The 17159-nt window shown below is 51.9% G+C and carries 9 protein-coding genes; 4 read left to right on the plus strand and 5 right to left on the minus strand.

Features of this window, described 5'->3' with window-relative positions; genetic code table 11:
- Positions 1 to 7: 7 nt before the first annotated feature.
- From BM200_RS06960 to BM200_RS06980, 5 genes are all read right to left on the minus strand, one after another.
- Positions 8 to 316, minus strand: a complete 309-nt coding sequence (locus BM200_RS06960) for a hypothetical protein (protein WP_091183020.1) — start codon at positions 314 to 316, stop codon at positions 8 to 10.
- 115 nt (positions 317 to 431) lie between these two features.
- The gene (locus tag BM200_RS06965) at positions 432 to 1967 is read right to left on the minus strand and encodes a UxaA family hydrolase (RefSeq protein ID WP_175532763.1); all 1536 of its coding nucleotides are present in this window, start codon (positions 1965 to 1967) and stop codon (positions 432 to 434) included.
- Positions 1964 to 3472 (minus strand): tagaturonate reductase, encoded by a 1509-nt coding sequence (locus tag BM200_RS06970; protein WP_091183023.1) that lies wholly within the window; start codon positions 3470 to 3472, stop codon positions 1964 to 1966. Before BM200_RS06970 ends, BM200_RS06965 begins: the two co-directional genes overlap by 4 nt.
- Positions 3469 to 4920: a glucuronate isomerase gene (uxaC, locus tag BM200_RS06975; protein ID WP_091183025.1), complete on the minus strand. Its 1452-nt coding sequence runs from the start codon at positions 4918 to 4920 to the stop codon at positions 3469 to 3471. Before uxaC ends, BM200_RS06970 begins: the two co-directional genes overlap by 4 nt.
- 11 nt (positions 4921 to 4931) lie before the next feature.
- On the minus strand, positions 4932 to 6227 hold the full coding sequence (locus BM200_RS06980) for a Gfo/Idh/MocA family protein (protein WP_091183027.1): 1296 nt from the start codon (positions 6225 to 6227) through the stop codon (positions 4932 to 4934).
- Between the two features lie 136 nt (positions 6228 to 6363).
- Between BM200_RS06980 and BM200_RS06985 the strand changes: the two genes are divergently transcribed.
- The 4 genes from BM200_RS06985 (at position 6364) to BM200_RS07000 (ending at position 17137) form a co-directional block, all read left to right on the plus strand.
- On the plus strand, positions 6364 to 7233 hold the full coding sequence (locus tag BM200_RS06985; RefSeq protein ID WP_175532764.1) for an AraC family transcriptional regulator: 870 nt from the start codon (positions 6364 to 6366) through the stop codon (positions 7231 to 7233).
- A gap of 96 nt (positions 7234 to 7329) precedes the next feature.
- The gene (locus BM200_RS06990; protein ID WP_091183032.1) at positions 7330 to 8571 is read left to right on the plus strand and encodes an MFS transporter; all 1242 of its coding nucleotides are present in this window, start codon (positions 7330 to 7332) and stop codon (positions 8569 to 8571) included.
- 161 nt (positions 8572 to 8732) lie between these two features.
- Positions 8733 to 15452: a DUF7507 domain-containing protein gene (locus BM200_RS06995; RefSeq protein ID WP_091183577.1), complete on the plus strand. Its 6720-nt coding sequence runs from the start codon at positions 8733 to 8735 to the stop codon at positions 15450 to 15452.
- The gene (locus BM200_RS07000) at positions 15449 to 17137 is read left to right on the plus strand and encodes a DUF11 domain-containing protein (RefSeq protein ID WP_091183035.1); all 1689 of its coding nucleotides are present in this window, start codon (positions 15449 to 15451) and stop codon (positions 17135 to 17137) included. The genes BM200_RS06995 and BM200_RS07000 overlap by 4 nt, the downstream gene beginning before the upstream one ends.
- Positions 17138 to 17159: the final 22 nt, after the last annotated feature.

Consider the following 17159-nt stretch of genomic DNA (forward strand, 5'->3'; position numbering starts at 1 on the left):
TTTTTTATCAGCCTTCCACAATATCCGCTTCAAGCTCGCTTGCGATCTCCAGCATCTTGGGAATGACTGCTTCGTTGCTGCCTGATACATACAGGTCTCCGCTATAGAGCCGGAACGGAATCTGGACATCCCCAAAGCTCCACATGAAGAAATCTCCTTCGATAGACATTGTGCTTTCAGGGCCCTTCACGGTAAAGACAGCGCTATATTCAAAATCCGGCTTGGATTCAAAAAGCTGTTTGCATTCTTCTAAAGTCAGGTCTTGCACATTGCCTGTTTCTTTCAACGATCTAGTAATACGGTAACGCTGGCTCATCGGAATAGGCCTCCTAAATATGATGTAAGTGCCTATTAGTATACATGACTTGAAGTCAGCCTTCAAAACCAAAATACCCGGGAAACCGTCTCAGCGGCTTCCCGGGTATCTCACATTAAAGAATAACGCCGTCTTTGAAAATGGCAATTTCACGGAAACCGTTGCGTTCGTTATGGGTCTCCCTGTCTCCAGAAGCCAGCTCAACGATCTGCTCAAGCAGCTCTTCCTGCAGCTCTTCCATTCGCTTGCCTTCAATTAGCTGGCCGGCGTTGAAGTCGATCCAATTCTTCTTGCGTTCCGCAAGCTGGGTGTTCGTCGAAATCTTCACCGTTGGCACAGGGCCGCCAAACGGTGTTCCGCGTCCCGTCGTAAACAGGACAATATGTGCACCTGCCGCCGATAACGCCGTAACCGACACAAGGTCGTTGCCTGGCGCCTGCACAAGGTTTAAACCAGGCTTCCTGGACGGTTCGCCGTACGGCAGAACGTCTGTTACGGTTGCATGCCCGCCCTTTTGCGTGCATCCAAGCGACTTCTCTTCCAGGGTTGTAATACCACCGTCTTTATTGCCCGGTGACGGATTCTCGTAAATCTCCTGCCCGTGACGGATGAAATAGCCTTTGAAATCATTCACTAAATTAACGATTCCATGGAAGACTTGTTCATCAGCCGCACGGTCCATCAATATCGTCTCCGCGCCAAACATTTCCGGCACTTCCGTTAGCAGCGCCGTACCGCCAGCAGCCGTTATAGCATCCGCTACACGTCCGACAAGCGGATTAGCGGTAATACCGGAGAAGCCGTCAGAACCGCCGCATTTCAGACCGATACGCAGCTTCGAGAGAGGCAGCTCCTGACGTTTGAACCGACCGGCATATTCGACCAGCTCTTCGATCAGCTTCAGCCCTTCTTCCAGCTCATCTTCAACCTCTTGGGATTTCAGGAACTTCACGCGGTCAGGATTATAGTCCCCAATCTCCTTCTTGAAGACATCAATCTGGTTATTCTCACAGCCAAGGCCAATGACCAGCACGCCCGCAGCATTACCGTGCCGGACAAGTGCCGAAAGCAGCTTCTGCGTTGCCGTCAGATCATCTCCAAGCTGGGAGCATCCGTATGGATGCGGGAAATGATACACGCCGTCAATCTCCCGTCCTTCGAACTGCCGGCCGGCGAGTCTTGCGAGGGTTTCACAAGTCTTATTGATGCAGCCAACCGTATTAATAATCCAGATTTCATTGCGGATGCCTACCTCGCCATCTTCGCGCACATAACCTTTGAAGGTTTTCGGGCAGCTGGTTTGGGCAGCTGGAGTTGAAGCCCCCGATTCTTGCATGGGCTTATATTCGTACTCCAGAACCTCACCTAATCCGGTACGAAGATTATGGGTATGAACCCAGCGGCCAGGCGTAATATCCTCTTTGGCAACGCCGATCGAATAGCCGAATTTATGGACATGAACGCCTGCAGCAACCGGTTGGATAATGATTTTATGACCGCGGGGAATCGCATCCGCAACAGCAACGGATTGCTCGCTGCCGTCTGCTGCCGGCCATCTCACGATCTCGCCAGGCTCGATATCGCGTAATGCGATAACTACATCATCCTGAGGATGAAGGAGTGTTGCGTTAGTAATGGTCGTATTTCTCATGCTTGTTCCTCCATTATTGCAAACTCATCTGCCAGTGATTCTAGCAAGCCATTCATCTCATTTAGATTACTGCCCCACCAGGATGACCGGCCTAGAATATCCGACAGCAGTTCTTTCACGCTGATCTCGCCGCTGTCCGCTTTATTCCATAACGCGGCAAGCTCCGAAAGAACAGCGGCATCATCACGAATAACCAGTTTACTGCCATCTAATCTAGTACCTGCAAAAGTGCCTTCTTCAGTCTGGCGAACACGGTACAGCTTGAGCAAGGAAGCAAATGCTTTAACAATAAACGGCGGCAGGTCACCTCTCCGCTCATAATAAGCCGCTAATGTCGGCAGCAGGCGGACCTTAAACTTGGATAGACTGTTCATGGCAATATCCGTCAGCTTATGCCGGACATAAGGATTGGCGAAGCGCTCCAGCACCTGCTCGGCATACACCTTCATCTCCGCTTCCGGAAGCGGCATTGACGGGATGATCTCATGAAAAACAACTTGGCGAAGTTGCTCGCCGATGGCCGGATGCTCAACAACTTCTCTTACTTCGCTCAAACCGTGAAGCAGTCCGTAAGCGGCCATCCATGTATGGGCGCCGTTAAGAATACGGACCTTGCGAAGCTGATAGGACTGCAGATCATTCGTCCATACGACGTTTAAGCCGGCCTTCACGAACGGCAGCCGTTCATCCAGCTCCTCTTCCCCTTCAATCGCCCATATATGATAAGGCTCAGCCGCATTAAGGAGACGGTCCTTGATTCCCCATTCCGCATAACGGTCATCTGCTTCCTCTGCCGGGAAGCCGGTAACGATCCGGTCAACGAGCGAATTCAGGAAACGGTTATGCGCGCGGATCCAATTGGCAAAAGCTTCAGGCAGCTTCCAATCTGCCGCATGCTGCAATACGATGTCGCGAAGCTTATCTCCGTTCCGCTCCACGAGCTCGCAAGGCAGCAGAAGCAACCCCTTTGACGGCTCGCCTCCGAAATGCTCAAATCTGCGATACAAGAGCAGCGTCAGCTTGCCCGGGTAAGATAAGATCGGCTGATCCGGCGCCCAATCGGAAGAGTGGTACACCAAGCCTGCTTCCGTTGTATTGGATACAACCAGCTCCAGCTCCGGGTTAGCCGCCATAGCGAGAAATCGGTCCCATTCCTGATAAGGATCGATAAAGGCCGAAAATACGGAAATCAGCTCGCGCCGGTCAACGAGTTCCCCCTCATGCAAGCCTCTGATCCACTGATAATAGAGTCCGTCCTGCTCTTTCAGCTCTTGCAGCTTCGCTGCACCCGTTGGGCGCGGCTGCGACACCGCAATACTGCCCTCGAAGAGCCCTTGCTCATTGCAGCGGTGAATCATCCAATCCACAAAGCCGCGGAGGAAGTTGCCTTCGCCAATTTGCAGCACCTTAACGGGATAAGACTTCATCCTGTCATAGGATGAAGCCTCTCCTTCCTGAAGGCTGGCGTAATTAAGCTGCGGAAGATCATTGATCAATCGGCTCATTGTGCAACCTCCGCCTGTACTTTTATGCTGGAAGATTCCGAGCCGAACCGGAAATATTGCTCGGCATTACGGTAGCAGATGCCTTCTACGATTGATCCGAGAAGCTCCATATCCGCCGGCACTTGACCGGACTCCACCCAATCGCCCAGCAGATTGCATAGAAGGCGGCGGAAGTATTCATGGCGCGGATAAGACAAGAAGCTCCGCGAATCCGTCAGCATGCCGACAAACCGGCTGATCAGACCCATATTCGCAAGGGATTTCATTTGAGCAAGCATGCCGTCAATCGTATCGTTGAACCACCAAGCCGAACCAAGCTGGATTTTGCCAGGAATCGTACCGTCCTGGAAGCTTCCGATGATCGCAGCCAAAACGTCGTTATCCGATGCATTCAAGGAATACAAAATGGTACGCGGCAGCCCTCCGTTCTCCTCCATGCTGTCGAGCAGCCGGACAAGCGGTCCCGCCAGCTGCCCGGTGTTGATGGAATCGTACCCCGTGTCGGGGCCAAGGCGTTTCATCATCGCCGTATTGTTATTGCGGTGGGCATGAATATGGAGCTGCATCGCCCAGCCATGATCGGCATAAAGACGGGACAAATACACCAAGGTATACGTTTTGTACTGCGCCTCTTCCTCCGTACTTACCGCCTCACCGCGAATCGCTTTCGCATAGATCGCTGCCGCTTGCTCTTCTGAAGCATCGGCATACATAACCGTATCAATGGCATGGTCGGACAATAGACAGCCGGTCTGGTGGAAGAACTCTACTCTTTCCTTCAAAGCTTTCAGCAGCAGGCTATAATCGGTTACATCATAACCGCAGACCTCCTGCAGTCGGCTGATCCATGGCAGGAAAGTAGCGCGATTGATCTCAAGCGCCTTGTCCGGACGGAACGAAGGCCGTACTTGGAAGCCATGGCGGTCTTCTTCCATCAGCTTGATATGATATTCAAGAGAATCCGCAGGATCATCCGTTGTACATACGACACGGACATTCGATACACGAACCAGCTCCTGAGGCGTCATCCCTTTGCCTTCGAACACTTTGCTCGCTTTCTCCCAAATGACCGGAGCATTCTTCTCGTTAATGATCTCTTCAATGCCGAACAAACGCTTCAGCTCCAGATGGGACCAGTGGTACAGCGGATTGCCGATCGCCATCGGAACGGTGCGGGCATAAGCGAGAAACCGGTCATAATCGCTGACTCCATCACCGCCGGTCACATACTCTTCTGCATTTCCGTTAGCACGCATCGCACGCCATTTGTAATGATCCCCGTACAGCCACACTTCCGTCAAATTGCTGAAAGGTTTGTTCTCGTAGATCGTTTTTGGATCCAGATGGCAATGATAGTCGATAATCGGCATCGGCTTTGCGAAATGCTCGTATAAACGGACAGCGGTGTCGCTATTCAATAGAAATTGATCATTCATAAAACCCTTCATCCGTCTCACTCCTATTCGTAAAATCGTACCAGGTCATCGACTTTAACCGATTGGCCTGTACGGATCGATTTGTTTGCTGCAATACCCGTGAGAATGGAACGTGCTCCATCGATATGGTTGGCTGCGCGTTTGAAGCGGTCTTCTACCGGTATGCCAAAGATATCGTTCAGGAGAACCGGATCTCCGCCGCCATGACCGCCTTCGCCTTCCTCAAACTCAGCTTTGTAAGCTTCGCCGAACATCGGGAATACGATGATGCTTACGCCTTTAACCGCGCCTTCGAGCGCCTTATCACCGCCGGAGTTGACGTAAGACTGCTCAATAACGGTCATTTCGATACGGCCTTTCGTACCGTTGAACGCAATCCGGTAGCCTTCCCAAGGCAGGTAGGCATTAAGCGAATAGGTCAGCAAAGCTTTGTTCTTGTAGCGAACCATGACGCTCATCGTATCCTCGATCGAGATGCCGTCGCCGAATACGCTCTGGTCGCGGCGATAGCCGTCTTCCTTCTCCGCATCGTAATACATCGCTTTCAGATGCTCGTTGTCATCAAGCGGCAGCGCAAACGGGTCGTCCTTCGCATTCGGATTGCCGGTTGCACGGTCATAAAATTTCGTTACCCCGCGTTTCTCCGCATTTTCCCTGCCGTAGAAGAGCAGGTCTCCCATGGCAAATACGGTTTCCGGCTCCGAGCCGATCCAGAAGTTAACGAGGTCAAAGTGATGGGTCGACTTGTGAACAAGCAGTCCGCCGCTGTTGCGCTTGTCGCGGTGCCATCTGCGGAAGTAATCCGCGCCATGCTGGATGTTCAGCAGCCATTCGAAATGAACGGAGGTCACATCGCCGATGGTACCGTTTTCAATAAGCTCCCTGGCTTTCGTATGATGCGGCGCATATCGATAATTGAACGTTACGCGCACCTGGCGTCCCGTCCGTTCCACGGCATCCAGAATCTCCTGGCATTTCTCCTCATCCACCGTCATCGGCTTCTCCGTAATGACATCGCAGCCAAGCTCCAGCGCACGGATAATATACTGATGATGGGTACGGTCAACTGTCGTCACAATAACAAATTGCGGCTTGATTTCTTCGATCATGCGTTCGAATTCATCGCTCATATACGTCTTGACTGCCGGGTAATCATATTTGTCTTGCAGAAGCTTGTTCGCGTAATCCATGCGGGTCTGATTCATATCGCAAAAAGCAAGCAGCTCCGACGTTTCGCGGTAGGTAGTGGCAATCGCCCCATAAAAGAATTCCGCGCGGCCTCCGGTTCCGACTTGCACATAGGTTTTCTTGTTAGACATGAACGTACATCTCCTTATTGGCTGGAATATGATTTCTTATATTCAAAATGTACAGCAATATCTGCTCAATATCTCCGCAATATATGCTAGAATTAATTCTATACCGCATATTTTGTCATACCGGGGGTCTTCCATCATGCAATTAAGTAACGAATTGATCTATGGAGATGCAGAGGATTTATTTTTTCTGGAGTATAACAAGCGCAAGGGGCATTTCACGATGTCCGTCGAGCATATACACGGCCAATATGAGCTCTATTATTTGTTTAGCGGGGAACGGCAGTATTTCATCAAAGACCGTACTTATCCGATTCAAGCCGGTGATCTGGTCCTGATTCCGGGCAACGAGCTGCACAAAACTTCGGATACGGGGGTCCCGAACCATGCAAGGATCGTCCTCTACTATAATGAAAAATATTTCGAGCGGTACGCGAAGGAAGAAGCCGCGCTGCTTCTGTCTCCCTTCCTTGGCTCGCGCCGCGTACTGCGTCTTGCTCATCAGGAACGCCTTCGGTTCGAACAGCTGCTTTACGGTCTGCTCCAGGAAGTGCAGGAGCGTCCCCCGGGACATGAAATGCCGATCCGCCATGCCGTAGCCGAAGCGCTCTTGTTCGCAGCCCGCCATGCGATTAATATGAAGCCGGAGTCTAACGACAGTTCCGCCCCTCCCTCCCCGGCTGCTGCCAAAGCAATGGAGATAGCCAGCTATATCGCCGGACATTTTCGGGAGCCGCTTACATTGGACAGCTTAAGCCGGCAGTTTCATCTCAGCAGCAGTTATCTCAGCCGAACGTTCAAGAAGTACACCGGCTTTGGATTAACGGAATATATCGGCATTACCCGCGTGAAGGAAGCGCAGCAGCAGCTTAAGGAGACGGATGAACGAATTACGGAAATTGCGGCTGAGGTCGGATTTGAAAGCTTGTCCCAGTTCGAGCGTGTATTCAAGACCCATGTCCGCCTCTCCCCTAGGGATTACCGAAGCCAGTATGGGCAAAAGGGATAGCATAAATAGTCAAAAAATATCCTTCGTCTTTTGAGCAAGGCTTAAGGTATAATAGTGGCTTACATCATGTTTAACATTCAGGAGCCTGTAACCACCATGAGAACATTATCGCAATACCCGAAAGAGATTAAAGTTTTCCTTCTCGCAAGTCTTATTAACGCCATCGGCAGCGCGCTGATGTGGCCGCTGGTCACGATGTTTGTCTTCGACCAGCTTGGACGCAGCATGTCCGATGCCGGTCTCGTCATTCTTGTACAATCCATTGGCGGGATCGCGGGTCAGCTGCTTGGCGGTGCGCTTTATCACCGTGTTGGCGTAAAAAAGCTCATCATTGGCGCCTTGGCCTTAAATGCAGCGGGTCTTCTGCTCCTGCCGGCGCTCAGCCATGCTTGGACGGTATTTATCGTCATGATGGGCTTAATCGGATTGTTTAACGCCCTTTCCATGCCGGCCATCCAGGCTTTTATCGGCTTCCGCTTTGCCGATCAACGGGGCGAGCTCTTCAATATTGTCTACATTGCCAACAATATCGGAGTGGCGGTAGGTACCGCGCTCAGCGGCTTTCTCGCCGATGTCTCCTACTCTCTCAGCTTTGTCTTGAATGGCGTTACATCCGGCGTGTTTTCCTTGTTCTTCCTCTTCTATCTTCAGCGGATCGGAACCGGCGGCGGGAATGACGCGGCAATAAAGCTGAAGAAGCGTGCTTCAGCGGGAACAAGCCTGTGGCTCCTTATGACCGACGTGCGGCTCTACTTATTTATGGCCCTTGGAGGCATGCTGATTAATCTGGGCAACAGCATCTGGAATACGGGCGTCTCTCCTTTTATTATCGAGCACGGGATGTCGAAGCAGATGTTTGGCTATCTCTGGACGCTAAACGGTATTCTGATCTTTGTCGCCCAGCCGGTAACCAAACTGATCAAACGCGTTGCGGCAAACTCCATAAAAGCTCAGCTGACCTCCAGCGCTGTTCTATATATGAGCGGCTATGTCGTCATTCTTGCGATGCACAGCTTCCCGGGAATGGTGCTCGGCATGATTCTGACTACATTTGGAGAGATGCTGATTGCTCCGGCCATACCAGCGTTTCTAAGCGAGAACAGCGGAAAACATGCCCCGTTCTACCTTGGTCTCACCGGCGGAATCGGTTCAGCCGGACGGGTAATCGGCCCGTATATGATGGGCGGATTATATGATGGCGGCGGATTGACGCCGGTGGCATGGCTTGCTGTCATTACGGCGGCGCTGTCCGTTACCACATTCCTTATTCATTCCATGATTAATAAAGAGAACACGGTCTCATCCGGCGCTCCGCAGTCCAGGCCGGTCAGTTCTTGATCAAAAAGGCTTGAACCTCAATGGTTCAAGCCTTTTTTTGATCCCCATTATCTAATTAGTAAAGAAAAGTTTTTAACCCGGCCTATTGCTCATATGAATGGAAGGAAGTCATAAAGCAGCTGTTTCTGCCCTCATTGACAGATTCATGCGAACTTGAGGGGGTGATACCGATTCCTCTTGTCACTCGTGCGACATTTAATGCTACCGGAGCGATTACGTTTACCGGCAATACGCTTGGTTTAAGCCGTTCCGAAGTGGCGGGTGTGCCAGGTACGCTGGATAGTATAGGTGCGTTTACGACAACCAATACCGCATCTGTCTATGGTACATATCCCGCCGGTACAACAAACGCTTATGCCAGCAACAGCTCTTCTGCCATCTTGACCTTGCCGGCAGGCAGCACCATTCTCTATGCAGAGCTGATCTGGGGCGGCTCTTATATTAATGCGACGGTTGATCTAAGTGCGTTTATTAATAACCCGGTTACTTTTACCACGCCTGCCGGAACGTTTAGTATCTCACCGGATTCGGCGACAAGCAATCAGGTCAATCTGGGTAACGGAGCTTTTGCTTATGTGCGGTCAGCCAATGTCACCTCACTCATTACACAAGGCGGTGCTGGAACTTATAGAACCGGCAACGTTGTCGGAACGATTGTTCTTGGCGGTGAAACAACGGCGAATCATTGCGGATGGACGCTGGGCGTTATTTATCAGAACACGTCTCTCCCCTTCCGCAATATGTCGCTGCGTGCCGGAGCTGTACTTGTGCAAGCTGACTCCGGACCTGTATCAACCACTCTAACAGGTTTTGCAACCCCAATTTCCGGCACTCTCGGGGGAAGAGCTTTATTCAGCGCCCAGGAAGGCGACGCGAACCGGACGGGAGATCAGGCTTTGTTCGGCCCTACAACGGGAACAGCAGCAGCCTTATCCGGTACAAATAATTTTGCGAATAACTTCTTTGCATCCCAAATCAATAATGACGCAGGTGCATTGAATACGACCGGCACATTCGGCAACCGCAATCAGACCAACGGTGCTCCGGGATCTAATATTTCAGCTGGAAGGCAAGGCTGGGATATTACCAATGTCGATGTTTCCGCACGCCTCATTAATAACCAATCCTCTGCCGTTCTAATCCTGACAACGTCAGGAGATGCCTATGTCGTTAATGCCAATGCCATTCAGATCAATATTAACTCGCCAATCATAAACGTTGTGAAAAGCGCAAGTGTCGCTGGGGCGGTTGTTGGGGATACGATTACGTACACCGTAACGGTCAGCAACACCGGTACAGCCAATGCGGCGAGCGTCGTTCTCACCGATGCACTGCCTGCGGGGCTTACCTTTGTCGGAGGCAGCGTAACCGTAGGCGGAATACCACGGCCGACGTACGATATTTTGTCAGGTGCTCCATTAGGAGCGTTGAATTTGAACAGCTCCGTTGTGATCACCTATCGGGCAATCGTCAGCTCGCTGCCAAGCACTTTCCTGTTGCCCAACAGCGCAAAAGCGGCCTTTACGTTCCAGATGGTTGCGGGCGGACAGAATATTACCGGAGTAATCCCTTCCAATACGGTCTCGACGCCGGTCTATTCCCCGATTATCGGGATTGCCAAAAGCTCTAACCGAACTACAGCCACGGTAGGCAGTACAGTGACGTATACCCTATTAGTCTCGAATACCGGGAATAGAGCCGCGAATGTCTCGCTTACCGATAATATTCCAACCGGCAGCTCCTTTATAACCGGAACCTTCCGGGTAAACGGATCTGTCGTAGCGGGTGCCAATCCTGCCGCTGGCGTTGCCATTGGATCGGTCGCTGCGGGTGCAGCCTCTACCGTCACCTTTGATGTTCAGGTCAATACTTTGCCTTCTCCGCCTCAATTTGTGGATCAAGGCACGGCGACATATACCTATTCGCCCCCGGACGGCCGAACGATATCCGGCTCTGCAGCATCCAACACATTAACGCTTCCCGTATCACTGCCGAATGTAACGGCAGCCAAATCCGTCAATGTAACGGATGTCGCAGTAGGCGAAACGCTTACTTATACGTCAGTTATTACGAACAACGGAGCGGAAGCCGTTACCAATGTATCGCTTACAGATGTATTGCCGGCAGGAACTGCCTTTGTACCGGGAAGCGTTACGATTGACGGTACGCCTCATGCGACTGCGAACCCGGCTACGGGAATTGCCGTCGGAACAGTTGCTGCAAACAGCTCCGCAACCGTTACCTTACAGGCTGCAGTCAGCTCGATGCCGGCCAGCGCACAGCTTATCAATCGCTCCAATGTTTCTTATACCATTGGAATCTTCTCTGGAACGGCGGCATCCAACAGTACAACAACGCCGGTCTATCAGCCCGTTATCCCTTTAACCAAATTGGCCAGCAGCACGGCAGCGACCGTCGGCGATACGATTACGTACACCATCCTTGCCCGCAATACCGGCAATCTGGCAGCAACCGTCACTCTCTTGGATAATATCCCTGCAGGCTCGAGCTTTGTTCCAGGCTCCGTGACGATTAATGGCGTTGCCAGTCCCGCGTCATCGCCTTTATCAGGGATCGTAATCGGCAGTTTGGCGCCTAACGGTCAATCAACCGTTACCTTTCAGACGCTATTGAACACCTTGCCGTCTCCACCTGTACTCGTTGACCAGGCAGCCTCTACTTATTCCTATACCTTGCCGAGCGGCAGAACATTAAACGGAAGCAGCAGCTCCAATTCCATTTCCATTACGGCTTCCTCGCCAAATGTAACGATAACGAAAACAGTCAGCGATACGGCAGCTGCCCTGCAGGATGTACTTACTTATATGCTTCTCGTTACGAATAACGGGATTGCTCCCGTCACGAATGTGGTGTTATCCGATCCTGTACCGCCAGGGTCAAGCTTTGTAACGGGAACTGTATTCATTAACAGCGTCGCTTCACCTCTGGCTAATCCAAATGCTGGCATATCACTGGGAACGATTAATGCAGGAGTGACGGTTACCGTTGCTTTTCAGATTCGCGTTGTCTCTCTGCCTGCTTCCGGGACCCTCAGCAATGCCGCAAGCGTCGGCTTTACTTCAGGTGCCTTCACCAGCACTTCCATCTCGAATACCGTTACTACTCCGGCCTCGGAAGCCGTTGTTTCGATCAGCAAATCAGCAAGTACGGACAACGCGACAGTTGGCGATACGTTCTCCTACAGCTTTACATTAACCAATTCCGGGAATACAGAAGCAACGGCCACGTTGACGGATACGGTTCCAGAGGGAAGTGTCTTTGTTGAGAACAGTGTATTGATCAACGGTGCTCCTACTCCCGACGCAAGTCCGGTAACCGGCATACCTGTTGGCGTGATACCTGCCGGAGGCTCCGCGGTTGTCAGCTATGTCGTCAATATTGTGGCCTATCCGGCATCCAGACAGCTGGTGAATCAAGCGGCTGCTTCCTATACCTTCACGCTTTCCAATGGACGCATCATCAATCGCTCAGCCTTATCCAATACCGTTACCGTGCAAGTTGCTCTGCCGAATGTCTCGCTTGTAAAGAGCGTCAGCCGGACAGTTGCAGTAACGGGCGATACAATGACCTTTACGTCCGTTCTTACAAATAACGGCATCGCAGCGGTAAATAACATTGTCCTTCGTGACCAGCTTCAAACGAATGCGGCTTTTGTACCCGGAAGTGTATTGGTTCAAAATGTTTCCCGGCCGGCAGCTTCTCCGGAAGCCGGCATATCTCTCGGTAGCCTGGCACCAGGGGCTTCGGTTACCGTAACATTCGAGGTGAGCATAACGATGGCAATCCCTTCAGAGATTACGAACCAATCGACAGCCAGCTTTACGTCCGGTACCTTCTCGGCGACAACCGCCTCCAACACAACGGTTACACCGGTCACGCAGCCGCAAATTGCTATAGCCAAAAGCGCAAGCACCGGCAATGCCACGCTTGGCGACTCCATTATCTACACATTGTCCGTTGCGAATACAGGCAACCTGGCGGCAGCGGTTATAGTGACGGATACCATTCCGGCAGGCACAACCTTTACGGAGAACAGTATAATCGTAAACGGTGTACCTTTTCCGGGCATCTCCCCTGTCACGGGCATCGATATCGGCTCCGTCGCACCCGGCGGAACAACGACGGTCACCTTCGGGGTTGTAGTCACTGCTCTTCCATCGCCGCAAGTCATCAGCAATACGGCAACGGCTGCTTATTCGTACACACCTCCGGATGGACGGACGCTTAACGGTTCCGTCAATTCCAATACGGTGAGCTTCCCTGTTTCCGCGCCTAATGTCGGGGTCGACTTAAGCGCGAACTACACCGCTGTAACGATAGGCGATACCATCGTCTATACGGCTGTCATTTCGAACAGCGGAATCGAAACGATAAACAATGTTCAGTTTACGGACCCTGCTCCGGCCGGAACCTCCTTTATCCCTGGGACTGTTACGGTTAACGGAACACCGGTGCCCGGTGCAAGTCCAATTGGCGGTATTCCGGTTGGCTCCATACCTCCTGGCGGTACGGTAACGATTATCTTTAGTAACAGTGTCAATGCGGTTCCCGACCCTGCTGTGCTCAACAATACAGCTTCGGTCACTTTTACTTCGGGAGCCTTCTCGGGAACGGCTTTCTCCAACACCGTATCAACACCGGTCTATCGGCCTGTTGTGTCGGTGGTGAAAAGCTCCAGCACTTCGAATGCCTCCGTTGGCGAGACGGTTACGTATTCTTTTCTTGTTTCGAACACCGGCAATTATCCGTCTACAATTACGTTAACCGATAATATTCCTGCCGGTACATCCTTTGTGCCAAACAGTGTTATAGTTGGCGGAGCTCCCGTCCCCGGCGTTGATCCGGTAACGGGGATTCCGATTGGTTCCGTCGCTGCAGGCGCAACAGTAGGCGTCATGTTCTCGGTCGTTATCGACACGCTGCCAAATCCTCAGCAGCTTACCGACACTGGCACAGCGAGCATATCGTATACCCTTCCTGATGGCAGGCCCTTTAACGAAACGGTTGTCTCCAATACGGTGACCTTCCCTGTCTCAGCGCCAAATGCTGCCGTCGTGAAGAGCACAACGTCCACTGCGGTATCGATAGGCGATACCGTTACTTATGCAACCACCATTACGAACAGCGGGATTGCCACGATTTCCAATGTCTTGTTTACGGATCCTATTCCAGCCGGATCCAGCTTTGTTGCGGGATCTCTTACCGTTGACGGTGTCCTGAGGCCGGCAGCAAATCCGGCAACGGGCATCATCATTGACGCGATCTCGCCGGGTGCAACCACTGCGATTGTTTTTAATGTCATCGTAACTTCCCTGCCTGCTCCGGCTGTACTGAATAACCAGTCCTCTGTTACCTTTACTTCGGGTGCGTTTTCGGGAGTCACGTTCTCGAATACGGTCTCGACGCCGGTCTATCAGCCGATCCTAAGCGCAGCGAAGACCGGAAGTACGACCAATGCTACCGTGGGCGATACGGTTACGTACACGGTGGCCATATCCAACACGGGCAATTACGGCGCGGATGTCACGATTACAGATACCATTCCGGCCGGCACCGTTTTTGTTCCGAATAGTGTAATTGTCAATAATCAGCCGGTACCGGGTGTTGATCCTTCAACGGGCATTCCGCTCGGAAACGTGACAACGTCTGCAACGGTCTCCTTCTCCGTCATCGTTCAGTCGTTGACAACGGGCCAACAACTTACGAACCAGGCTTCCGCGACGTATGCGTATACGCTTCCGGACGGGCGCACCTTAAACGGATCGCTTACTTCCAATACGCTTGTTATTCAAGTGTCCGCACCTAACGTAGCCGTTGTCAAAGCTGCTGCCGTACCAACTGCTGTCGTTGGGGATACCGTTACTTATACGATTGGGGTAACGAATAACGGCATAGCACCAATTAATAATGTCGTTGTCGGGGATGCCATTCCTGCCGGCGCTGTGTTCGTCGCTGACAGCGTAACCGTAGACGGACTACCTAGGCCCGGAGCGTCTCCTGCAGCAGGTATTTCGGTCGGCACGATTGCTCCTGGCATCACATCAACCATAACCTTTAATCTGACCATTACTTCGCTTCCGTCGCCGGCACCGGCACAGCTCAGCAATCAAGCCAGCGCTACCTTTACATCCGGTGCGTTCTCCGGATCAACGTTCTCCAATACCGTCAACCTGCCGGTCTATCAGGCCATTATTGCAATACAGAAGGCAGCCAATACGACCAATGCGACAGTTGGCGATACGGTCACTTACGATTTGCATATTACGAATACCGGCAACGTTCCGGCACAAGTCACGTTGACTGACCCGGTTCCTTCCGGCGGCGCCTTTATACCAAACAGCGTGCAGGTTAACGGAGTACCGCAGCCTGGCGCCAATCCGTCCGCCGGTTTCTCGGTCGGTACTGTTAATCCAGGCGATCTGATTGTGGTATCCGTCTCCTATGAAGTCATTATCCAAACCCTGCCGCCATCCCAGCAGCTTGTCAATACGGCAACCGGCACCTATTCCTATCTCGTGCCCGATGGCAGAACGATTGCCGGCTCGGTCAACTCCAATACGCTGTCTATTCCGGTATCCTCTCCGGATGTGTCCGTCGTCAAGAGCACATCCGCCATTGATGCCGTCGTAGGCGATGTCATCACTTATAACATTGTGGTGACGAATCTTGGAATAAGCCCAGTCAGCAATGTGATATTGGTCGACCCTGTTCCGACAGGCACCGTGTTTGTGCCTGGCAGCGTAACGGTGAACAGTATACAGGTGCCTGCGGGCAACCCGAATACGGGGATCTCGATTGGCACAATTGCAGCAGGCGCCTCCGCAACCGTAACCTTTAATGTTCAGGTGGTCGCGATATGACCCCGCCCAAAGACTTCAAGCTTCTGAACCAGACGCATGTCCGGTTCAGAAGCGGAGCCTTCGAGAGTGTCGCTTATTCCAATACGGTACAGACCCCTCTGGTCGGTCCGATCCTTACAGCCCATAAAACCGCTGCTCCTCTGAAGCTCATTTTGAATCAAACGGTAACGTTTAACATACTCATCTCCAATACCGGCAACCGTTCTGCTGAAATGAGGCTGGTAGATACGCTGCCGGCCGGTTTATCCTTTATTCCGAACAGTGTTCTGCTGGATGGCTCCCCGTTGCCGGGAGTCTCCCCTCTTAACGGAATCCCGCTTGGCAGCATCCAGGTTGGCAGCTCGGTACAGGTCATCTTCCAAGCTATCGTCATCGCTATTCCGGCATCCCATCTATTCCGGAATGAAGCAGAGCTGGTCTACAACTTCAGCACTTTGGACGGAAGAGTCGTCTCGGATTCGGTCATGTCCAATCAGGTAACTCTTGAAGTGGTACCGTTCCAGCTAGCTGTCCATGCCAGCTTAAGCTCGCCGGTAACCTTCCTGGGAGACGTGATCTTTTACGATCTGATCATTCGCAATGACGGCCTGCTGCCGATGGAAAATGTCATCGTATTTCTTCCCTTGCCGGAAGGGTTTGAATTTATCCCCGGCAGTGTAGTTATCGACGGTGTTCTTGTTCCCTGGATTGATCCTGCTGCGGGAATTTATATCGGATATCTGGCGCCTGGTGCAGTCGTTGCGGTCCGGGTAGCTATCCGGCTTGCCCAGATGCCCGCCGAAACCCAAATTCCATTCCAGGCTAATATCGAATATACGGTCAACGGGACATCTTACCGGACGCCTGCAAATCTGCTTATCCTGAGCGTTACCATTCCATCCTTAACGGTAAGCTTAGCTGTCGATCATCCCCGGACAACAACCGGCTCAAAGCTGACCTATACCGTAACCGTCACCAATGATAACAGCTTTGCAGTAGATGCCTATCTCTCCCGGCTTATTCCGCAAGGGACCACCTTCGTCCCCGATAGTTTGACGATCGGTGGTGCCCCGCGCAAGGGAAATTCACTGGCTGCAGGAATTTCGCTGGGAACCTTGGTAGCCGGTTCTACTACTGTTGTTGCTTATCAGGTAATTGTTCCGCCCGGTTATGCCGGTTCCGCCGATCCGCCGATTCTGAATCAGGTTGAAGCCACTTACACCTACAGACTGACAGACGGCAGAGTCGTTAAGCAAAATGCCATGTCCAATCCGGTTGCTACGGAAATTAACGCGCCAGTTATAACGGTTCATGCCCATGCCAAGCCGATGTATTATGAGGCTGAACGCTCTGTCTACTTCAGCATCTCCGTACAAAACACAGGAAATCTCGCTGCCGAAGCAACCTTATACCGGAGTGATTATCCGCTGGGCTTCTATCTCCTTGATCCGCAGCTCAATGACAATCAGATACCATCCTTTATGCTCACGGAAGGTGTGTTTCTTGGCCTTCTGGCTCCCGGGTCAACGGCTATAATCAGCTATTGGATTTATGTATCCGACTCCGAAGAGATCGCCAATGAATCGCTTACCCAAGTCGCAACACGCTACACCGCCCGCTATAACTACCATTATGAAGACGGCTACTACAACGGTGAAAGTCTGTCGAATGAATTGATCCTGCCGATTGAACAGAATATCGAATAACATATCGATTAGTATAAAAAAA

The sequence above is a fragment of the Paenibacillus catalpae genome (assembly GCF_900112695.1).
Lineage (GTDB): Bacteria > Bacillota > Bacilli > Paenibacillales > Paenibacillaceae > Pristimantibacillus > Pristimantibacillus catalpae.